Source organism: Pontibacter oryzae (genome assembly GCF_003576375.1).
GTDB classification, from domain to species: domain Bacteria; phylum Bacteroidota; class Bacteroidia; order Cytophagales; family Hymenobacteraceae; genus Pontibacter; species Pontibacter oryzae.
Map to the genome: position 1 here is coordinate 174,222 of NZ_QWGE01000006.1, position 16,675 is coordinate 190,896.

A 16,675-nucleotide genomic window follows, 5' to 3' on the forward strand; every position below is an offset into this window, starting at 1 on the left:
TACCAATATATTGGTTAGCTCCTACGCCACTGGCGCAGGGGCTTTTTTTTACCTTCGGAAACCTGCTTTTGCTGCGCATGGTTATAGGTAGTTATATGATGAAGTCAACCCTGAAACCCTTACTGATGCTCGCGCTGCTGCTTCTGAAAAGCCTTTTGGTAACAGCGCAGCCAGACATACCGCACACCCGCATTGCCTTCGGCTCATGCAACGACCAAGATGACCCGCAACCTCTCTGGGCAGACATTCTAGCGGCAAAACCCGATCTCTGGCTCTGGCTCGGCGATAATATTTATGCCGACACACATGACATGGACACCTTGGCCAGTAAGTATCATCGCCAACTGCGCCAACCGCTTTACATCCAATTGTTGCAAACCACCCCTGTTACCGGCACCTGGGACGACCACGATTTCGGCTATAACGATGCAGGCAAGGAGTTTGAGAAAAAAGCGCAAAGCCAGGCCCTGTTCCTTGATTTTATGGGCATCCCCGATACCGCAGCCGTGCGCAGACAGGCCGGTATCTACCGTAGCTATACTTTAGGAGAAGGCCCGCGAAAAGTAAAGATCATCCTGCTGGATGTGCGCTACCACCGCGATAAGCTGCTGGATGTTTTCGGGCTGTACCTGCCAAACTATGCCGGCGATGTGCTCGGCGAGGCGCAGTGGCAATGGCTGGAAAAAGAGCTGGCCAGTTCTGATGCACAGATCAACCTGATCGCTTCGGGCTTGCAGGTGCTGCCCAATGGCCATGCGTATACCAACTGGTCGGCGTTTCCGTCTGCCCGCAAGCGTCTGCTGCATTTGCTAGAAACTACGCGCCCGGCCAACCCCATCCTGCTCTCCGGCGATAGGCACGTGGGCGAACTGGCCAAAATCAACCTACAAGGGTATACACAGCCCATTTACGAGATCACCTCCAGCGGCATGACGCACTTCCGGAAGCCCAGCACAAAAGGCAACAAGTATAGAGTTGGGGAGCAGGTTGGCGCTCTTAACTTCGGCCTGCTGGATGTAACCTGGCAGGGCAGCTCCATAGAAGTAACCATGCAGATAAGAGGCGTGGGAAACGAGGCTCTTATCGAGCAACAGCTAACTTTTACCGGCAATTACACGCAGTGAGACGACGGCCATACTTCTGAGAGCACATACCATAAAAAAAAGAGGCTACCACGTGTGGCAGCCTCTTTTTCTGTGCTGAAAGTATAAACTTAGTTGCCTGCTGAGGAAGTAGCACCAGCCGGCACTTGCTGCTGCTGAGCCTTATACTTCTCCTCGAACTTCTCGTACAGGTACTTCTGCTTGTTATTCAGGTCGATGTTGCGGCCCTGGATAAAAGCGTATGTCACGTTATTTGTGCGCATATCCAGCAAGTCGCCGGATGATACCACCAGCGTGGCGTCTTTGCCAACCTCCACAGAACCTGCCTGCTTCTCGATGCCCAGGATTTTGGCAGTGTTCAGTGTTACGGCAGTCAGCGCCTGCTCTTTATCCAGGCCGTAAGCGGCAGCGGTACCGGCTATAAACGGCAGGTTACGGATGCCATGTATGGCCAAGTCATAATCCAGCGCGAACATGATACCAGCCTTGTGCAGCAAGTATGGCGTTTTGTACGGCATATCCACATCCTCCTCGGCGCGCGACGGCAGCGCGTGCACTCCTGAGTAGATAACGGAGATATTGTTTGCCTTCAGGAAATCGGCCACGGCCACGGCATCGCGGGCACCAACCACTACTACTTCCTTCACACCGTGCTTCTTCGCGAAGTTTACCCCTTCAATAATCTCCTTGCCATAATCCGCGTGGATGTACAGCTTTTGTGCACCGGTAAACAGGCCGGCCATAGAGGCCAGTTTCAGGTTCTCGCTTTCGCGCTTGCCGGCTTTATACACGGCCGCATCCCTGAAGAGCTTCTCCAGCTCCAGGATGGTTTCGTCGCGGCGGTCAGCCATGCGCTTCAGGCGCTCATCGGTGCGGCTATTACCCGTCTCGATCAGCATGTTGGGCCAGTTCAGGTGGATGCCCTCGTCGGCTTTCACCACGGCGTCTTCCCAGTTCCAGGCATCCAGCTGCACAATAGACGATGAGCCGGAGATGGTACCACCCAGCGGGGTAAGCTGCGTCATTAAAACGCCGTTGGCTCGCACCGTCGGGATGATGTCTGAATCCGTGTTATAGGCAATTACGGAGCGCACGTTCGGGTTAATATCCCCTATCTCGCGCCAGTCGATGGTGGCACGCACGCTTTCTACCTCGTTCAGGCCTAGCGCCGCGTTCGGCTGGATCAGGCCTGGGTAAATGTGTTGCCCGCTAACATCCACTACCTCGTAGCCACTCATACTTGCCCCGTTTAGCGGGCCGGCATACGTAATTTTACCTTTATCGAAGCCTACGGCGGCGTTCTCAATTACCTGCCCGTTGCCCACGTGCAGGGTTGCGCCTTTCAGTAGCACGGGCTTGCTTTGCTTGGCTGCCGGCGCCGGCACCTGCGCCATCACCGGCATGCTAAAGAGCAGCGCCACCAACGCAGAAATATATCTTTTATGGATTCTCATGAATTGAATTGTTGCATTGCTTCCCTGTTAGATTGTTGGTTCATCTTGTGTCATCAACAATCGCTTTGTGAGCAGCAATTTAGCCATTAAACAGTTTGACAATTAATAAGCGATGTAAGCTTCTTCCTCGTTGTGCTGCACATCCTCGCAGTGCACTACGTAGGCTTTTCTGCTTCTTACCGCCTGGGTTTTAGCACCGCCGCTTTTCTCGTTCAGCATCTTTTGCACCAGGCGCATGCGCTCTTTTTCCAGTTCCTCGCGCATCTGCTCGTCGCGCTCCAGGTCGTAGTAGGCAACACCATCCACAAAGGTTTTTAGCGGCTTGGCGTAGATGGATAACGGGTTGTTGTTCCAGAGCACCACGTCGGCGTCTTTTCCAGCTTTTATACTTCCCATTCTATCGTCGAGGTGCAGCAGCTTGGCCGGGTTAAGCGTGACCATTTTCAGAGCGTCTTCCTCGCTCATGCCGGTATACTTCACGCTCTTGGCAGCTTCCTGATTCAGGCGGCGCGCCATCTCCGCGTCATCTGAGTTGATGGCGGTTACCACGCCCATCTGGTTCATGATGCCGGCGTTCTGCGGGATCGCATCCTTCACCTCCATCTTGTAAGCCCACCAGTCGGCGAAGGTAGAACCGCCTACGCCGTGCTCCTTCATCTTGTCGGCTACTTTATACCCTTCCAGGATGTGCGTAAAGGTGTTCACTTTAAAGCCCATCTCATCGGCCACATTCATCAGCATGTTAATTTCTGACTGCACGTAAGAGTGGCAGGTAATAAAGCGCTTGTCGTTCAGGATTTCTACCAGGGCATCCAGCTCCAGGTCGCGGCGCGGGGCCTGTGCTTTGGCTTTTTCTCTTTTAGATAGCTTGTTATAAGATTTCCAGGCCTGCTCATACTCTTTGGCGCGGGTAAAGGCATCTACGTATACTTGCTCCACCCCCATTCTGGATTGCGGGAAACGGATGGTCTGCGTGCTACCCCAGTTTGACTGCTTCACGTTTTCGCCGAGCGCGAATTTGATGTATGGGTCAGCGCCTTTCACAAGCATTTCGTCAGCACTTTTGCCCCAGCGCAGCTTCACGATCGCCGACTGCCCGCCAATTGGGTTAGCCGAGCCGTGCAGCAGTTGCGAGGTGGTTACGCCACCAGCCAGCTGGCGGTAAATGTTAATGTCCTCTGGGTTCACCACGTCGGCCATGCGCACCTCTGCCGTAACAGACTGTGTGCCTTCGTTCACGTCGTCCAGGGCGATGTGCGAGTGCTCGTCAATGATACCCGGTGTTACGTGTTTGCCTGTTCCGTCTATCACGCGGGCTCCGGACTCGCTCAGGTTTTTACCCACTTTCGCGATCTTGCCGTTTTTCAGCAACACGTCGGTGTTCTCCAGGCGGCCTTCTTTTTCGTTTGTCCAGACGGTGGCATTTTTGATAAGTATGGTTTCCTGCTTCGGCAGCTCGGCCTGACCAAAGGCGCGAAAAGGATAGATCATACTTCCAGTGCTAACTTCTGCCTCTTTTTTGGCGCGCTCCTTTTTCTCCTGCTCCGTCATGGCCTCAGAGTATGAAGCCACCCACTTCACGGCAGTGGCGTTTGGCAGCTGGCCTTCGCCTTGCAGGTTTTTGCCGGCCACCCAGCCGCTCAAACGAATGCTCTCCTTGCTATCCTTACCCTCGGCAAAAGAGATGGTAACCAGGTCGCCTTTAAAGCTGATGCTGCCTTTTACAGTGTCTTCGGCAATTACTTTCAGTTCAGGCTTTTCTGCAGTGCCCGCAATCAAAAACTTGCGCGCTTTGTTGTTGCCCAGTTGCAACGTATACATGCCCCGGAAATCGGCTGGCACTTCGGCAATTTTATACTGCTCGCCCTGCACCCAGTTTTCCAGGATGATGTTCTCGTCTGAGAAAAGGTTATCCGTGGTAATGATAAAGTTGGCCAGCATGCCTTTATTCAGGCTACCCACTTGGTTTTCAGCTTGCAGCAATTTTGCTGGCGTGGCGGTTAATGCTTTCAGGGCTTCTTCTTCGCTCAGGCCATACTTCACGGCTTTGCGCAAGTTTGGCCAGAAGTCCTTTTTATCCTTCAAGTCGTTGGCTGTGAATGCGATGGTAACACCGGCCTTTTGCAGCAGGGCGGCGTTGGCTGGCGCCATTTCCCAGTGCTTCATATCTTCTAAAGATACACGGCGGGCATCAAACGGGTCCTCTACGTTATAGGCAATTGGGAAATCGAGCGACAGGATAAGCGGCGCATTGGTGGCTTTTACCTGCGGCAGCATCTGGTACTCATCGCCGGTGCCTTTTATGATGTACTGCTTGCCAAACTCATCTCCCACCTTATCGGCACGAATTGCATCCAGTTTATTGTCGGCTTCGAAAATCTGCGGGAAGCTGTTAGCCTGAGTAAAGGCCGTGAGTGAGATGTTCTGCTCTTTGCCCGGGTTCTGGGCGTTCCATTGCGCATCCAGGTAGGTTTGGCGCAACAGGGCCACGGCACCCATCAGTGAGTTCGGGTAATCCTGCTTCGAGCTTCCTTTGTCGAAAGAGAGGGCAGCGGCGGCTCTGTCTTTCAGGATAACCTCGTTCTCGCGCTTTGCAGCCAGTGTTACCAGCGCTGCCGTGCCGCGGGCAATGCCGTCGCGGTGTACGGCCAGTACCGTTCCGAAGCCTTGCTTTCGCATCTCCTCGGCCTGCTTGCTGCTTACCTTAAAAAGCTCTACTGCGTTCGTTTCTGGCCGGATGGCCTCGTTCCAGTTGTAGGCGCCTTCTTTCGTGGATTCCATTTGCGGGGCGGCGCGCCAGTTGCGGCGCTCAGACTTAACCTCCGGCAGGCCGTAGCTTGTGAACATATCCACCAGGCCTGGGTAAATATGCTTGCCTTTGGCATCCATCACTACGGCACCGGCAGGTATTTTCAGGCCAGCACCAACTGCCTCTACCTTCCCGTTCCGGATAAGCAGCGTGGCGTTAGGCACGGTGGTTTTATAATCGGTATGGACGGTGGCGTTGGTGAAGGCCATGAGCCCGGAGCGCTCATCGTACACTCCGTTGCGCGGAAAAGTATCCTGCGCCATTACACTGCCGGCCCCCAAAGCGAGGCAGGCTGCAATGGTAAAGATTTTTTTCATTCTGTAGATTGTAGGTAATAGATTAAAGTTTAGACAAGTTTCGGTTATCAATTTAGGCATCAACAAGATAAAAAACTATCTATAGCCGATACTATATGCAAACTTTGACTGCCGCTGCCGCTAAAAGTTTAACAAGGGTATAAGTTTTGGGCAGGTGCCGCTTTAATCTGAGCTTATGTGCTGCCAAGATGGCTTCGAGTTCTTCAATTATACACAGGAACCCCTCTTTTACGTATGTGTGCTATACCCTGTGTCTGATATGGACTGGCTTAACATGCGCAACTTGTTATGCTCGGATGAGCAAGGCTTAGTACACTTGCACTGTGCCAGAATTAGCGCGCTTCCATTTTTGTGCTCCCAAAATTCCGCTTAAATTTGGCCTTCTGCTGAAAACAGCTGCACATGCGCCTTAACTACAACCTGCCACCCGCTTTGCACCAGACGCTTTTTATACTTGCTGCCGCGCTTATAATTTTCTCTCCCTGGTTTAGCTCGCCGGAGGCCTTAGCCCTTGGCTTAGGGTTTGGCTTGATACTAGGCAACCCGCTTCAGGAGCTTTCTGAGAAAGCGGCAAAGTATGTGTTGCAGGCAGCCGTGGTTGGCCTCGGCTTTGGGATTGATTTATACCAAGTGGCCGACACAGGCTTAAGTGGCTTGCTTTACACAGCCATTTCACTGAGTGTTACCATGTTACTAGGATTTTTACTAGGCAGGTTTTTTAATATCACGCCCAAATTAACGCACCTGGTCTCAGTGGGAACCGCTATTTGCGGTGGCAGCGCTATTGCCGCAGTTTCACCCGCTATAAAAGCCAATGCACAGGATATTTCCGTTTCGCTCGGGATTGTGTTCACTTTAAATGCGCTGGCGCTCTTCGTATTTCCGGTTGTAGGTCATGCGTTCGGCTTAAACCAGCAGCAGTTTGGCACCTGGGCCGCCATTGCCATCCACGACACCAGCTCGGTAGTTGGTGCCGCCGCCAAGTATGGCGATGAAGCCCTCCAACTTGCCACGACCCTAAAGCTTACCCGTGCCCTCTGGATCGTGCCAATGGTGCTTGTATCTGGTATGGCGTTTAAGTCGGGCGAGGCCAAAGCAAAAGTGCCGGTTTTTATACTGCTGTTTATACTTGCCTCGGTGCTGGTAACTTTCGTGCCGGCTGCATTGGCCGTAGCGCCACCTATACTTTTAGCCGCCAAAAAGGGCCTGCTGCTCTCGCTGTTCCTGATTGGGGCAAACCTTAGCCGTGCTACACTGCGCAGCATCAGTGCCAAGCCTTTCTATCAGGGCCTCATACTTTGGCTGTTGGTAGCAAGTGCATCGTTAGCTGTAATTCTGATGTTTTAGCATGAGGTTTATACTTCACACTCTCCGAAAGCATCACGATTATACTTGCCCGGCAATCTTATTAGATCTTAAGAAAGATACCTGTCTAGAGGAAGCTGAATCGTAAAAAAGTCGAAGGGCTTCCGCCATCCTGCAGAAGCCCTTCGACTTTTTTATCTATACTTTATACCTTAATACGCTCTTCCGGATTTGTTCTCCACGAAGTTCATAAATGCGCGGTTTACCACGCCCGTACCGCCCGGAGTTGGGTAGTTACCCGTGAAATACCAGTCGCCTTTGTGGTTCGGGCAAGCCTGGTGCAGGTCTTCGATGGTCTGATAGATAACTTCTACTTCGGCTTTTACTTCCGGCGCTTTTACAATCTCTGCTACCTTGTCGGAGAGCTCCTTGTGCGTAAACAGGTTGTAAAGGTCCTGCACAAAATTGGTTTCCTTGAAGGCATCTGTGCCAGCGGCAGCAAGGCAGTTATTATAGGTTTCCTGCAGCTTATCCCATTGGCCGGTGTCTTTTAACAAGCCCAGCAACGCACGGAAGGCCACAAACTCTTTCATCCTGGACATATCTATGCCATAGCAGTCAGGGTAGCGGATTTGCGGGGCGCAAGAAACGATGATGATTTTTTTCGGCTCCAGTTTATCCAGCATTTTAATGATGCTCTTCTCCAGCGTTGTGCCGCGCACAATAGAGTCATCAAGCACCACCAAAGTATCCACGCCTTTCTTTACTACCTCGTAAGTCGTGTCGTACACGTGCGTTACCAGGTCGTCGCGGCTGTCGTTGTCAGTGATAAAGGTGCGCAGTTTGGCATCTTTGATTACCAGTTTCTCGGCGCGTGGCTTAAACTGCAGAATCTCGTCGAGTTGCTCCTCAGAAAGCTCCTGGTTAAGTATGGCTTTCTTGCGGTACTCGCGCAGGTGGTTCTCAATTCCCTTCATCATGCCCAACCACGAGGTTTCGGCAGTGTTCGGGATGTATGAGAAAACCGTATTTTTCAGGTCGTAATTGATCGCCTCCAGAATCTGTGGGCAAAGCAGCTTGCCCATATTCTTGCGCTCGGTATAAATCTCTGGGTCGTTGCCACGGGAGAAGTAAATGCGCTCAAAGCTGCACGAAAGTTTTTCGCGTGGCTCCACCACTTCCTTCAATTCCGGGTTGCCGGCTTTGTCTATAATCAAGGCGTGGCCAGGCGCAATCTCTTTGATCTCGCTGTATTCTATACCGAAAGCCGTTTTGATAGCAGGCTTTTCCGAGGCGATCACCACTACTTCGTCATCCGCATAATAATACGCGGGGCGGATGCCGTTCGGGTCGCGCATCACAAAGGAAGCTCCAAAACCAGTAAGGCCGGCCATGGCATAACCACCGTCGAAGTCCTTGCCAGCGCGTTTCAGCACGCGCTGCATGTCGAGGTTCTGCTCTATCAGTTGGGTGATCTCCTTGTTAGTATAATCGCCTTTCTTATAGTAATCGAACAGGCGCTGGTTCTCCTCGTCCAGGAAATGGCCGATTTTTTCCAGTACCGTAGTGGTATCAGTTTTATGCTTTGGGTGCTGACCAAGTTCCAGCAGCTTGTTAAACTGCTCATCCACGTTGGTCATATTGAAGTTACCGGCCACGGCCAAGCTGCGGCTGCGCCAGTTGTTCTCGCGTACCATCGGGTGGCAATTATCCACGCTGTTGAGGCCGTGGGTGCCGTAGCGCAGGTGGCCCAGGTATACATCTCCCAGAAAAGGCATGTTCTCCCAGATCCAGTCAACATCCTCCGCTTTCTCCGGGTATTCATCCTTCAGGTTCTTATACTCTTTGCCAATCTTCCCAAAGATGCTATCAATGGCTCGCGTCTTTACAGAGCGGAAACGGCTGATGTAGTCGATGCCGGGCAGGGCGTTTATCTTGATGCTGGCAACACCTGCTCCGTCCTGGCCCCGGTTATGCTGTTTCTGCATCAGCAGGTACAACTTGTTAACGCCATACATGGGGGTGCCATACTTCTCGGCGTAATAACTGATTGGTTTCCTGAGCCTGATCAGGGCTATACCACATTCGTGCTTAATTGCGTCGCTCATGAGTGCTTTATAGTGTCTGGGTCAGCAGTTGTTCTATCCAGTGCAGCAGCAGGTCAGGTTTAAAGAACAAAACCAGCAGCGGCAGGGCAAACAGTGCCAATAACAGTTTATTCGACGGTGAAATAACTAAATTTTCCTGAGATTGATTCCTTTTGAAGAAAAGGTAGTACGGTATCTTGATATAGTAAAAGAGCGCCACGCCCGTTAGCAGCACGCCAAGTATAAGCAGCGTGAGCAGCATGGTGTTGCCCGATAAAGTATAGGCTTCCCATACATTACTAAACACCAGTAGCTTAGCCATAAAACCAGCCAAGGGCGGCAAACCAGTCAGCGAGAGCACATTAAGTATGGCCATCACACCTAAAAAAGGCTGCATGCGGCCTATCCCTGAAAAATCCTCCAAAGACTTTACGCCAAAACGCTGTTCCGATACCTGCAGCACCAGGAAAATGCCAAAGTTCATAAACAGGAGCACCGTAAGGTAAAACAGCAGGCTGGAGGTATAACTCGTGCCCAAAGCAAGTAGCACCATCAGCAGGATACCGGCATGCGAAACGGATGAATAGGCAAGCAGCCTGCGGGGCGTTTTTTGCCACAGCGCCGTAAAGTTACCGATTACCATCGTGGCGATGGCGGCGACACCCAATAGCAGTTGCACATCGGCAAAGGCCGTAGCATCGGAGAAGTTGCCCACAAAACGCAGGATAACCAATATGCCGGCCATTTTGGGCCCTGTCGAGAAAAGGGCAACCACCGGCAGCGGCGCACCCTGGTACACATCCGGTGCCCAGAAATGAAAGGGCGCTGCCGAAATCTTAAAGAAGAAACCAGCCAGCACAAGTATGGCCGCGATAGTCACAAGCAGGCCATCGGCTTGCAAAAGGCCAAGCGCAAAAGCCTCCGTGGTATAGGCCAGCGTGCCCGAAAAGCCGTAGAAGAAGGACATGCCATACAACATTACGCCTGCCGAAAGGGCACCGTACAGAATATACTTCAGGCCGGCTTCCACGGCTCTTTTTTCTTGTTTTAGTGTTAGCGTCAGGATGTAGGAAGCGATGGAAACCGTTTCGATAGATAGGAACACCATCAGCAGGTTCACCGATTTTGCCATCAGGTTGAGGCCCAGTACAAGTAGGAGCAGCAAGGCATAAAACTCACCTTTCCCCTCTTTTAGCCTTTCCAGCTGCTCATGCTGCAAAGCCATCAAAATAGTAAAAATACCCGCTGCGCTGAATAGAATTCCACCATAGCGCGCCAAGCCATCCGATACCAACAGGTTCAGAAAGGACTCATTGGCAACAGAAGTATAACTGCCAAGCACCTGCAACGCCAGCACCGAGAACAAGCCGGTAAGGGCCAGCCAGGGCAGCAGCCTTTTTATACTTTCTGATCTGAAAAGATCGAGCGTGATGAGCAGCAGGAAAAAAATTGCCAGCAGAAACTCGGGCAGCAAGGTGTCTGCACCCGTAATAATGGCGTTGAGCTTATCTGTTAAGTATGCCGCTTGTTCGTTCACTTACCTTAGCGTTGATAAAATTAAACCAAGCTGTTCCTGCCCGCGCTGCAATACCAGTTCTGTGAAACCAGTCACTGTCAGGCCTATTTTATCGAGGAGCAGGTGCGGAAAGATGCCGAAAAGCAGCGCAAGTAGAGCCAGCGGCACCAGCATCAGGTACTCGCGGGTGGTAAGATCTGTAAGCGTGGCTTTTTCGCGCAGCTCCGGGAAGATCCAGTACTTGCCGAAGAACATGCGCTGCAGCGCCCACAGGTAATAGGCAGCAGCCAGCAACAAGCCAAACACCGCCACCACTGTTAGCCAGCGCGGCAGCAGGCCCGTGGCCTCCGGCGCTCCAAAACCACCTACCAGTACCAGCAATTCGGCAATAAACCCAGAGAAGCCCGGTAAGCCCAGCGAGGCGAAGAAAGCGATTACCACAAACACCGTGTAAACGGGCATCATGTGTGCAAGTCCTCTGAAATTCTGAATCATACGGTCATGGGCCCGGTCATAAATCACCCCCACAACCAGGAACAGCATAGCCGAGATAATCCCGTGGCTGAACATCATGTACACCGCGCCATTTACACCTTCAACGGTTAGCGAGGCCAGCCCCAGCAACACAAAACCCATATGCGAAACCGACGAGTAGGCGATCAGCTTTTTCAGGTCGCTCATGGCCAGCGCATTCAAGGCGCCGTAGATAATAGATAGCACGCCCAAACCGCCTACCAGCACGGCAAAGTATGCGCCGGCATCCGGGAAAATCGGGTACACGATCCGGATCAGGCCGTAGCCTCCCACTTTCAGGAGTATGGCCGCCAGCAACACCGAGATAGGCGTAGGCGCTTCCACGTGCGCATCGGGCAACCAGGTATGCACCGGCACCGACGGCACTTTAATGGCGAACCCGGCAAACAGCAGCAGGAACGCGATAAAACGCAAAGGCAGATCCCAGAGCACCGAGCCGGATAACACGTGCAGCAGGCTGTTCGGGATAAAGTTGGCCGGCTCCATCATGGCCGGAATGCTGAAGGTGCGCACCAGGTTATAGCTGCTGATGGCGTTGCGCTGCAACATTTGCTGCACCTGCGTAACAACCGCCTTGCCAGCCTCAGCGCCTTGCTCCGCAAAGCCCATTTGCACAGCCGTAGCCTGCGGGTCTATCACGGAAGTATACAGCCCGATCATCACTAAAAGTATAAAAAGCGAGCCTACCAGCGTGTAAATAAAAAACTTAATGGCGGCATACTCGCGCTTCGGCCCGCCCCAGATACCGATCAGGAAATACATCGGCAGGAGCATAAACTCGAAAAACAGGTAGAACAGGAAGAAATCGAGGGCTAGGAAACAGCCCATCACGCTGGTTAGCAGCAACAGGTAAAGCAGAAAGTAGCCCTTTACGTTTTTGGTGATGGTCCAGGAGGAAATTACGCCGATTACGCCCACAATGCCCGTGAGCAGCACCATGCTGATGCTGATGCCATCCACCCCCAGAAAATAATCGATCTGGAAGCGGCCCAAACTGCCGAGCGTAAACCCGATCCAGTTCAGCTTCTCTACAAACTGATAGCCCTGCTGCCCGTTGGCAAGCACCGTCCCATCAAATCCGAAGTATAAAAGTATGGCCAGCCCCATTTGTACCACAGTGCCTGCCAGCGCCACCGCTTTTATGGTATGCTGCAGGCGTACGGGCAGTAGTAGCACCAGCAGCGCTGCCAGCAAAGGTGTAAAGATGAGGCTACTAAGTATAAAATCGTTCAACGCTGTTACTTGTTAATTACTGATTGTTTTTAAAAGCCGGGATATAAAATCCATTAATCCTTTAAGCCGATAAAACCTGATCTCAAAGGTACCATCAAAACAGGATGATGTATAGCATTAGTAAAATAAATCCGAACAAAGAGTAAGCATAGTAGCTCTGCACTTTCCCGTTTTGCAGGCCCTGGCCAAGCCTCCCGGCAAGCTTCGAGAGCACGCCCACCAACCACACCAGCCCATCAACTACCCAGCGATCAAACCAAGCCATTATTTTGGCTATAATCACCAGTGCTTTGCTGCCATTGTTCAAGGCATAATCTATCACGCGCTTGTCGTTGCGGTACAGCGTTCGGGCCAGCACCAGCGCGGGCTGCACAAAGGCTTTAGCGTAAAACTCGTTCAGGTAAAAATGCCGTTGCGACAAGCGGCCCGCTGCGTGTTGTGGCCCCTCGTGCAGTAGTTGCGCCTCCGGCCTGTTTCTATACTTCAGGATTGCCCAGCTGATACCGGCCACTCCCAGCAAGGTAGAAAGTATGCCAAACACCAGGTGCAAGGTATGGTTTGCCTCGTCCTGCAGCTTTACGGCATCCAGCAGCCTGCCCGAAAGTATGGCTGTGCCACCCAGTTTTTCCAGGGCGATACCCTGCAGCAGCCAGCTGCTGCTAAAGCTAAGCGGGTTAAGCGAGAAGAAGATACCAAGCGAAAGTATAGCCAGCACCACCACCGGCCAAAGCATCACGCGCTCTACTTCCTGGCTTGCCTTCAGGCGGAGGTCCTGCACCGAGAAAGGTGCCCTAAACTCCCCGAAGAAGATAAACCACATGTGCCGCGCCATGTAAAAAGCAGTGAGAAGTACTACCGTAAACCCGATAAGCGGCACTGTAAAGTATGCCCCGCCACCCATGGTTTGCGCCCAGGCCCAGCTGCCGGAAAGTATGGCGTCTTTAGAAAGGAACCCGGAAAACAGCGGCAGACCTACAAGCGCGGCAGTGGCCACTACATACGTATAAAAAGTAAGCGGCAAAGCTTTGCGCAGGCCACCCATGTTTCGGATATCCTGGGCATTGAGGTGCAGGTGATGGTGGTGCAACCCGCGGTGCATGGCATGAATGATGATGCCTGAATTCAGGAAGAGCGCCGCTTTAAAGAACGCATGCGTTGCCAAATGGAAAAGCGCAGCATCGTGCGCGCCAGTGCCCATACCCATCACCATGTAACCCAGTTGGGAGATGGTGGAGAAGGCCAGCACGGCTTTAATATCGTTTTGCGTAAGAGCTACCAGCGCCCCAACCAGGGCTGTAAGAGCACCAACTAAAGCTATAACCACCAGCGCATCCGGCGTGAAGAAGGCATAGCAACGGGCCACCAGGTATACACCGGCCGCCACCATGGTTGCCGCATGTATGAGCGCAGAAACCGGAGTGGGGCCCTGCATGGCATCGGGTAGCCAAACCTGCAACGGAAACTGCGCCGACTTACCCACACAGCCCATAAACAGGCCAAGGCCAGCGAGCGTCAGAAACGTGGGGCCGATTTCTACGAGCCAGGGCTGCCCTTTTAAAGTATAGGTTACGATAAAGCTCCCGCTTTCCCAGGTGCCGCTACCTACCAGAGTGCGCAGTGTTTCGAGGTCGAATGTTCGGTAGTATGTATAGAACGCGAAAAGCCCGAGCAGCAGCCCGATATCGCCTACGCGGTTAAAGAGGAATGCTTTTTTGTTTGCCGCCACAGCAGCCGGCTTATGAAACCAAAACCCGATCAGCAGGTAAGATGACAAGCCCACCAGCTCCCAGAACATAAAGAGCAGTAACAGGTTATCTACTAACACAATCCCAAGCATGCTAAACGTAAACAAGCCCAGGAAGGCAAAATAGCGGCTGTAGCCTTTGTCGGCGTGCATGTAGCCCACCGAAAACAATTGCACCAACAGCGAGATGAAGGTAACGATCACCAGCATCAGCACCGTGAGGTTATCCAGCAAAATACCCAGGGTAAAGTCTGTGAGGGAGCTGCCCGGCATGCTAAACCAGGTTGTGCGGCTATGGAAGGTCGTTACGTTCCAGGTTTCCGTAAAAAGCCAGCCGGAAAGTATAAACGCCCCTGCCGTGAGCGCTATGCCCAACCAATCGCCGTGGCGCGGCAACAGACGGCCAAAAGGCAGCAGCACCAGGAAACCAAACAGCGGCAGCAGCAGCACAACCAATGCGGCAATGGTTTGGGGCGAGGCGGCCAAAGGCTGTAAGAGTTGGGTTAGCTCCAAGGTGCTTTCTGTTGAGTTAGGGTGCTTTGCTTAACAGCGGGCAAAGTTACATATATTGGCTTAAACTAATAAGTATAGTTTAGGGCAGTTTTCGGGAGGCTACTTGTTCTCTGCTGTTACGACCTCGTTCAGGTTTGCCGTTTTAAAATACTGATACACCCGAAGCACGATGGCCAGCGCCACAGCTGCCTCTGCGGCGGCTACCACAATCACGAAAAGCGAGAACAGCTGCCCCTGCAAAAGCGTTGGGTCGTATCGGCTGAAGGCTACCAGGTTCAGGTTGGCAGCGTTAAAAATCAGTTCAATGCCCATCAGCACCACCACCGCATGGCGCTTGGTGATAACGGCAAGTATACCGATGCTGAACAGCGTGGCACTCAGTAAAAGAATATGTTCTAGCGGAATAAGGTCCATACTTATGTGTTCTGTTTATCCGTGGCAATGTATGCGGCTCCCATCAGGGCCATCAGCAGCAGCAGCGAGGCCAGCTCGAAGGGCACTACCACGTCCGTCATCAGTTTAATGCCGATTAGTTGCACGGTGCTTTTCTGTTGACCCAGCACATCCAGGTTTGCAGTTTGCAGCCAGGGCAGTGTGCTTATATTAGCCTTAAGGATGGCGTAGCTCAAGCCTACAAGTATAAGTCCTGCCACTAACGTGCCCCAAATCTTGTTTACGCTCTCCGAGAGCACCGATTTATCATGCACCCGGCTGCTGAGCATAATCCCAAACAGGAGCAGCACCAGCACGCCACCCACGTACACCATCAGCTGCGTTACGGCAATAAAATCGGCAAACAGCAACACGTAAATGCCTGCCATACTTAGCAGCGTTATCAGCAGCGAAAAACCGGCATACAGCAGATTGCGTGTCAGCACCATGTAGGCACCGGAAAGTATGGCAAGTATGGCGAAGATGTAGAAAAGCATGCGTTATTTTAAATCCTGATGTAAAGGTATAAAATCTTGCAGAAACGTATCGCTCCAAGATTACCTTGCAACGGCTCCTCTCCTGCCGCCCAGTTTTATTTGCTTTGATTTACGCAGCGAAGGCCGTTCCACCCATCTGTAGAAAAAATGAGCTACAAGTATGGAAAGCAGCAACCCAATCGCTACCAGCAGCACATTCAGCGCGTCGGAATCTGTAAATTTTGCAACCAAATTGATAAACACAGCCCCGGTAATAGCATGCAGCAAGTATAAAGCGTATGAAATGCGGCCTAGAAAGCTTCCGACAGCACTTTTCGCGAACGGGAACAGCAGGATAACCAGTGCCGTCAGCAGTGCGAAAATTACATCTGGGTAACCAAGCACTATCACTCCCGAGAGGCAACATCCGCCTAAAACAAGTATAAATTCTGTTAAGCTGATATGATTTGTGAGCCTCAGTGCCACCGCTATTCCCATGTAAAACAAAGGCAGCCAATCTACCAGGTGGCCCAAACCCGAAAATAGGACGGGAAGAATAAGCCCGATGACAAGTATAGCCCACCTGCCTGCCATCTGCCCTAAAAGCATGGGGCCGACCAACGCCATAAACAGGTAAAACTGAAACTCGATGGCTAGTGTCCAGAACACGGGGTTTACCCACCTCACGCCTTCAAAGAACCCAACCAGGTAGCCCACATGCAGCAGCAGCTCATTTAAGCTGGGGCGCAAGTCTACGGGAGTGGCACCCGGCACCAGTTCCCGGGCATACATGTATACTACGGTAAGCAGCAAAGCCACCAAATACGGCGGCTCAATCCGGATAATCCTTTTTAATAAGTAGCTGCCAAAATGCTTCAGCTGATACCCAGACTTTAAAAGAGAAAGTGTGATAACTGTACCGCTGATCACAAAAAACATCGGCACGCCATACTTCCCCCAGGAGAAAAAATCGTTCACCGGTTCCTGCTCAAAAAGGGCATTAGACGAAATAAAGTGAAACAGGCAAACCATTAGTGCAGCCACACCTCTTAAAGAGTCGATAACGGAGAGGTGCTTTATTTCTGGCAACTGCATTTTATATATCTGGCGCAAGCGTCCGTTTGTCCCTTTTACATTACAGAAGCACGAAAA

Annotated in this window: 11 protein-coding genes; 2 read left to right on the forward strand and 9 right to left on the reverse strand. The window is 52.0% G+C overall.

The features are described from left to right. Positions 1 to 95 precede the first annotated feature (95 nt). Positions 96 to 1,124, forward strand: a complete 1,029-nt coding sequence (locus tag D1627_RS17100; protein WP_158607212.1) for an alkaline phosphatase D family protein — start codon at positions 96 to 98, stop codon at positions 1,122 to 1,124. Positions 1,125 to 1,213: 89 nt separating this feature from the next. Here D1627_RS17100 and D1627_RS17105 read toward each other — a convergent pair whose 3' ends face one another. Next, positions 1,214 to 2,557, reverse strand: a complete 1,344-nt coding sequence (locus D1627_RS17105) for an amidohydrolase family protein (protein WP_119433494.1) — start codon at positions 2,555 to 2,557, stop codon at positions 1,214 to 1,216. A gap of 102 nt (positions 2,558 to 2,659) precedes the next feature. Then, on the reverse strand, positions 2,660 to 5,683 hold the full coding sequence (locus D1627_RS17110) for an amidohydrolase family protein (RefSeq protein WP_119433495.1): 3,024 nt from the start codon (positions 5,681 to 5,683) through the stop codon (positions 2,660 to 2,662). Between the two features lie 402 nt (positions 5,684 to 6,085). On the opposite strand from D1627_RS17110, the gene D1627_RS17115 reads away from it, so the two are divergent. Then, entirely contained in the window at positions 6,086 to 7,030 is a 945-nt protein-coding gene (locus D1627_RS17115; protein WP_119433496.1) for a YeiH family protein, read from the forward strand. A 170-nt stretch (positions 7,031 to 7,200) separates the two neighbouring features. Here D1627_RS17115 and D1627_RS17120 read toward each other — a convergent pair whose 3' ends face one another. The 7 genes from D1627_RS17120 to D1627_RS17150 all read right to left on the reverse strand — a co-directional run bounded on the left by D1627_RS17120 (position 7,201) and on the right by D1627_RS17150 (position 16,618). Continuing rightward, a complete protein-coding gene (locus tag D1627_RS17120) occupies positions 7,201 to 9,096 on the reverse strand; it encodes an amidophosphoribosyltransferase (RefSeq protein WP_119433497.1) in 1,896 nt (631 codons plus the stop codon). Between the two features lie 7 nt (positions 9,097 to 9,103). Next, positions 9,104 to 10,612, reverse strand: coding sequence for an NADH-quinone oxidoreductase subunit N (locus D1627_RS17125; RefSeq protein WP_119433498.1), 1,509 nt, complete (start codon positions 10,610 to 10,612; stop codon positions 9,104 to 9,106). Next, on the reverse strand, positions 10,613 to 12,358 hold the full coding sequence (locus tag D1627_RS17130) for a complex I subunit 4 family protein (protein WP_119433499.1): 1,746 nt from the start codon (positions 12,356 to 12,358) through the stop codon (positions 10,613 to 10,615). 94 nt (positions 12,359 to 12,452) lie between these two features. After that, on the reverse strand, positions 12,453 to 14,615 hold the full coding sequence (gene nuoL / locus D1627_RS17135) for an NADH-quinone oxidoreductase subunit L (protein WP_233555683.1): 2,163 nt from the start codon (positions 14,613 to 14,615) through the stop codon (positions 12,453 to 12,455). A gap of 99 nt (positions 14,616 to 14,714) precedes the next feature. Continuing rightward, positions 14,715 to 15,029 (reverse strand): NADH-quinone oxidoreductase subunit NuoK, encoded by a 315-nt coding sequence (nuoK, locus tag D1627_RS17140; RefSeq protein WP_119433500.1) that lies wholly within the window; start codon positions 15,027 to 15,029, stop codon positions 14,715 to 14,717. A gap of 2 nt (positions 15,030 to 15,031) precedes the next feature. Further along, complete coding sequence (locus tag D1627_RS17145; RefSeq protein WP_119433501.1) at positions 15,032 to 15,544, reverse strand: NADH-quinone oxidoreductase subunit J family protein; 513 nt, start codon at positions 15,542 to 15,544, stop codon at positions 15,032 to 15,034. Positions 15,545 to 15,604: 60 nt separating this feature from the next. Next, on the reverse strand, positions 15,605 to 16,618 hold the full coding sequence (locus tag D1627_RS17150) for an acyltransferase family protein (protein WP_119433502.1): 1,014 nt from the start codon (positions 16,616 to 16,618) through the stop codon (positions 15,605 to 15,607). Positions 16,619 to 16,675: the final 57 nt, after the last annotated feature.

Bases quoted from the DNA above. Each gene is read 5' to 3' on its own strand.
- D1627_RS17150 (WP_119433502.1), bottom strand. From the start codon at position 16,618: ATGCAGTTGCCAGAAATAAAGCACCTCTCCGTTATCGACTCTTTAAGA.
- D1627_RS17115 (WP_119433496.1), top strand. From the start codon at position 6,086: ATGCGCCTTAACTACAACCTGCCACCCGCTTTGCACCAGACGCTTTTT.
- D1627_RS17120 (WP_119433497.1), bottom strand. From the start codon at position 9,096: ATGAGCGACGCAATTAAGCACGAATGTGGTATAGCCCTGATCAGGCTC.
- D1627_RS17100 (WP_158607212.1), top strand. From the start codon at position 96: ATGATGAAGTCAACCCTGAAACCCTTACTGATGCTCGCGCTGCTGCTT.
- D1627_RS17110 (WP_119433495.1), bottom strand. From the start codon at position 5,683: ATGAAAAAAATCTTTACCATTGCAGCCTGCCTCGCTTTGGGGGCCGGC.
- nuoK (WP_119433500.1), bottom strand. From the start codon at position 15,029: ATGGACCTTATTCCGCTAGAACATATTCTTTTACTGAGTGCCACGCTG.
- D1627_RS17105 (WP_119433494.1), bottom strand. From the start codon at position 2,557: ATGAGAATCCATAAAAGATATATTTCTGCGTTGGTGGCGCTGCTCTTT.
- D1627_RS17145 (WP_119433501.1), bottom strand. From the start codon at position 15,544: ATGCTTTTCTACATCTTCGCCATACTTGCCATACTTTCCGGTGCCTAC.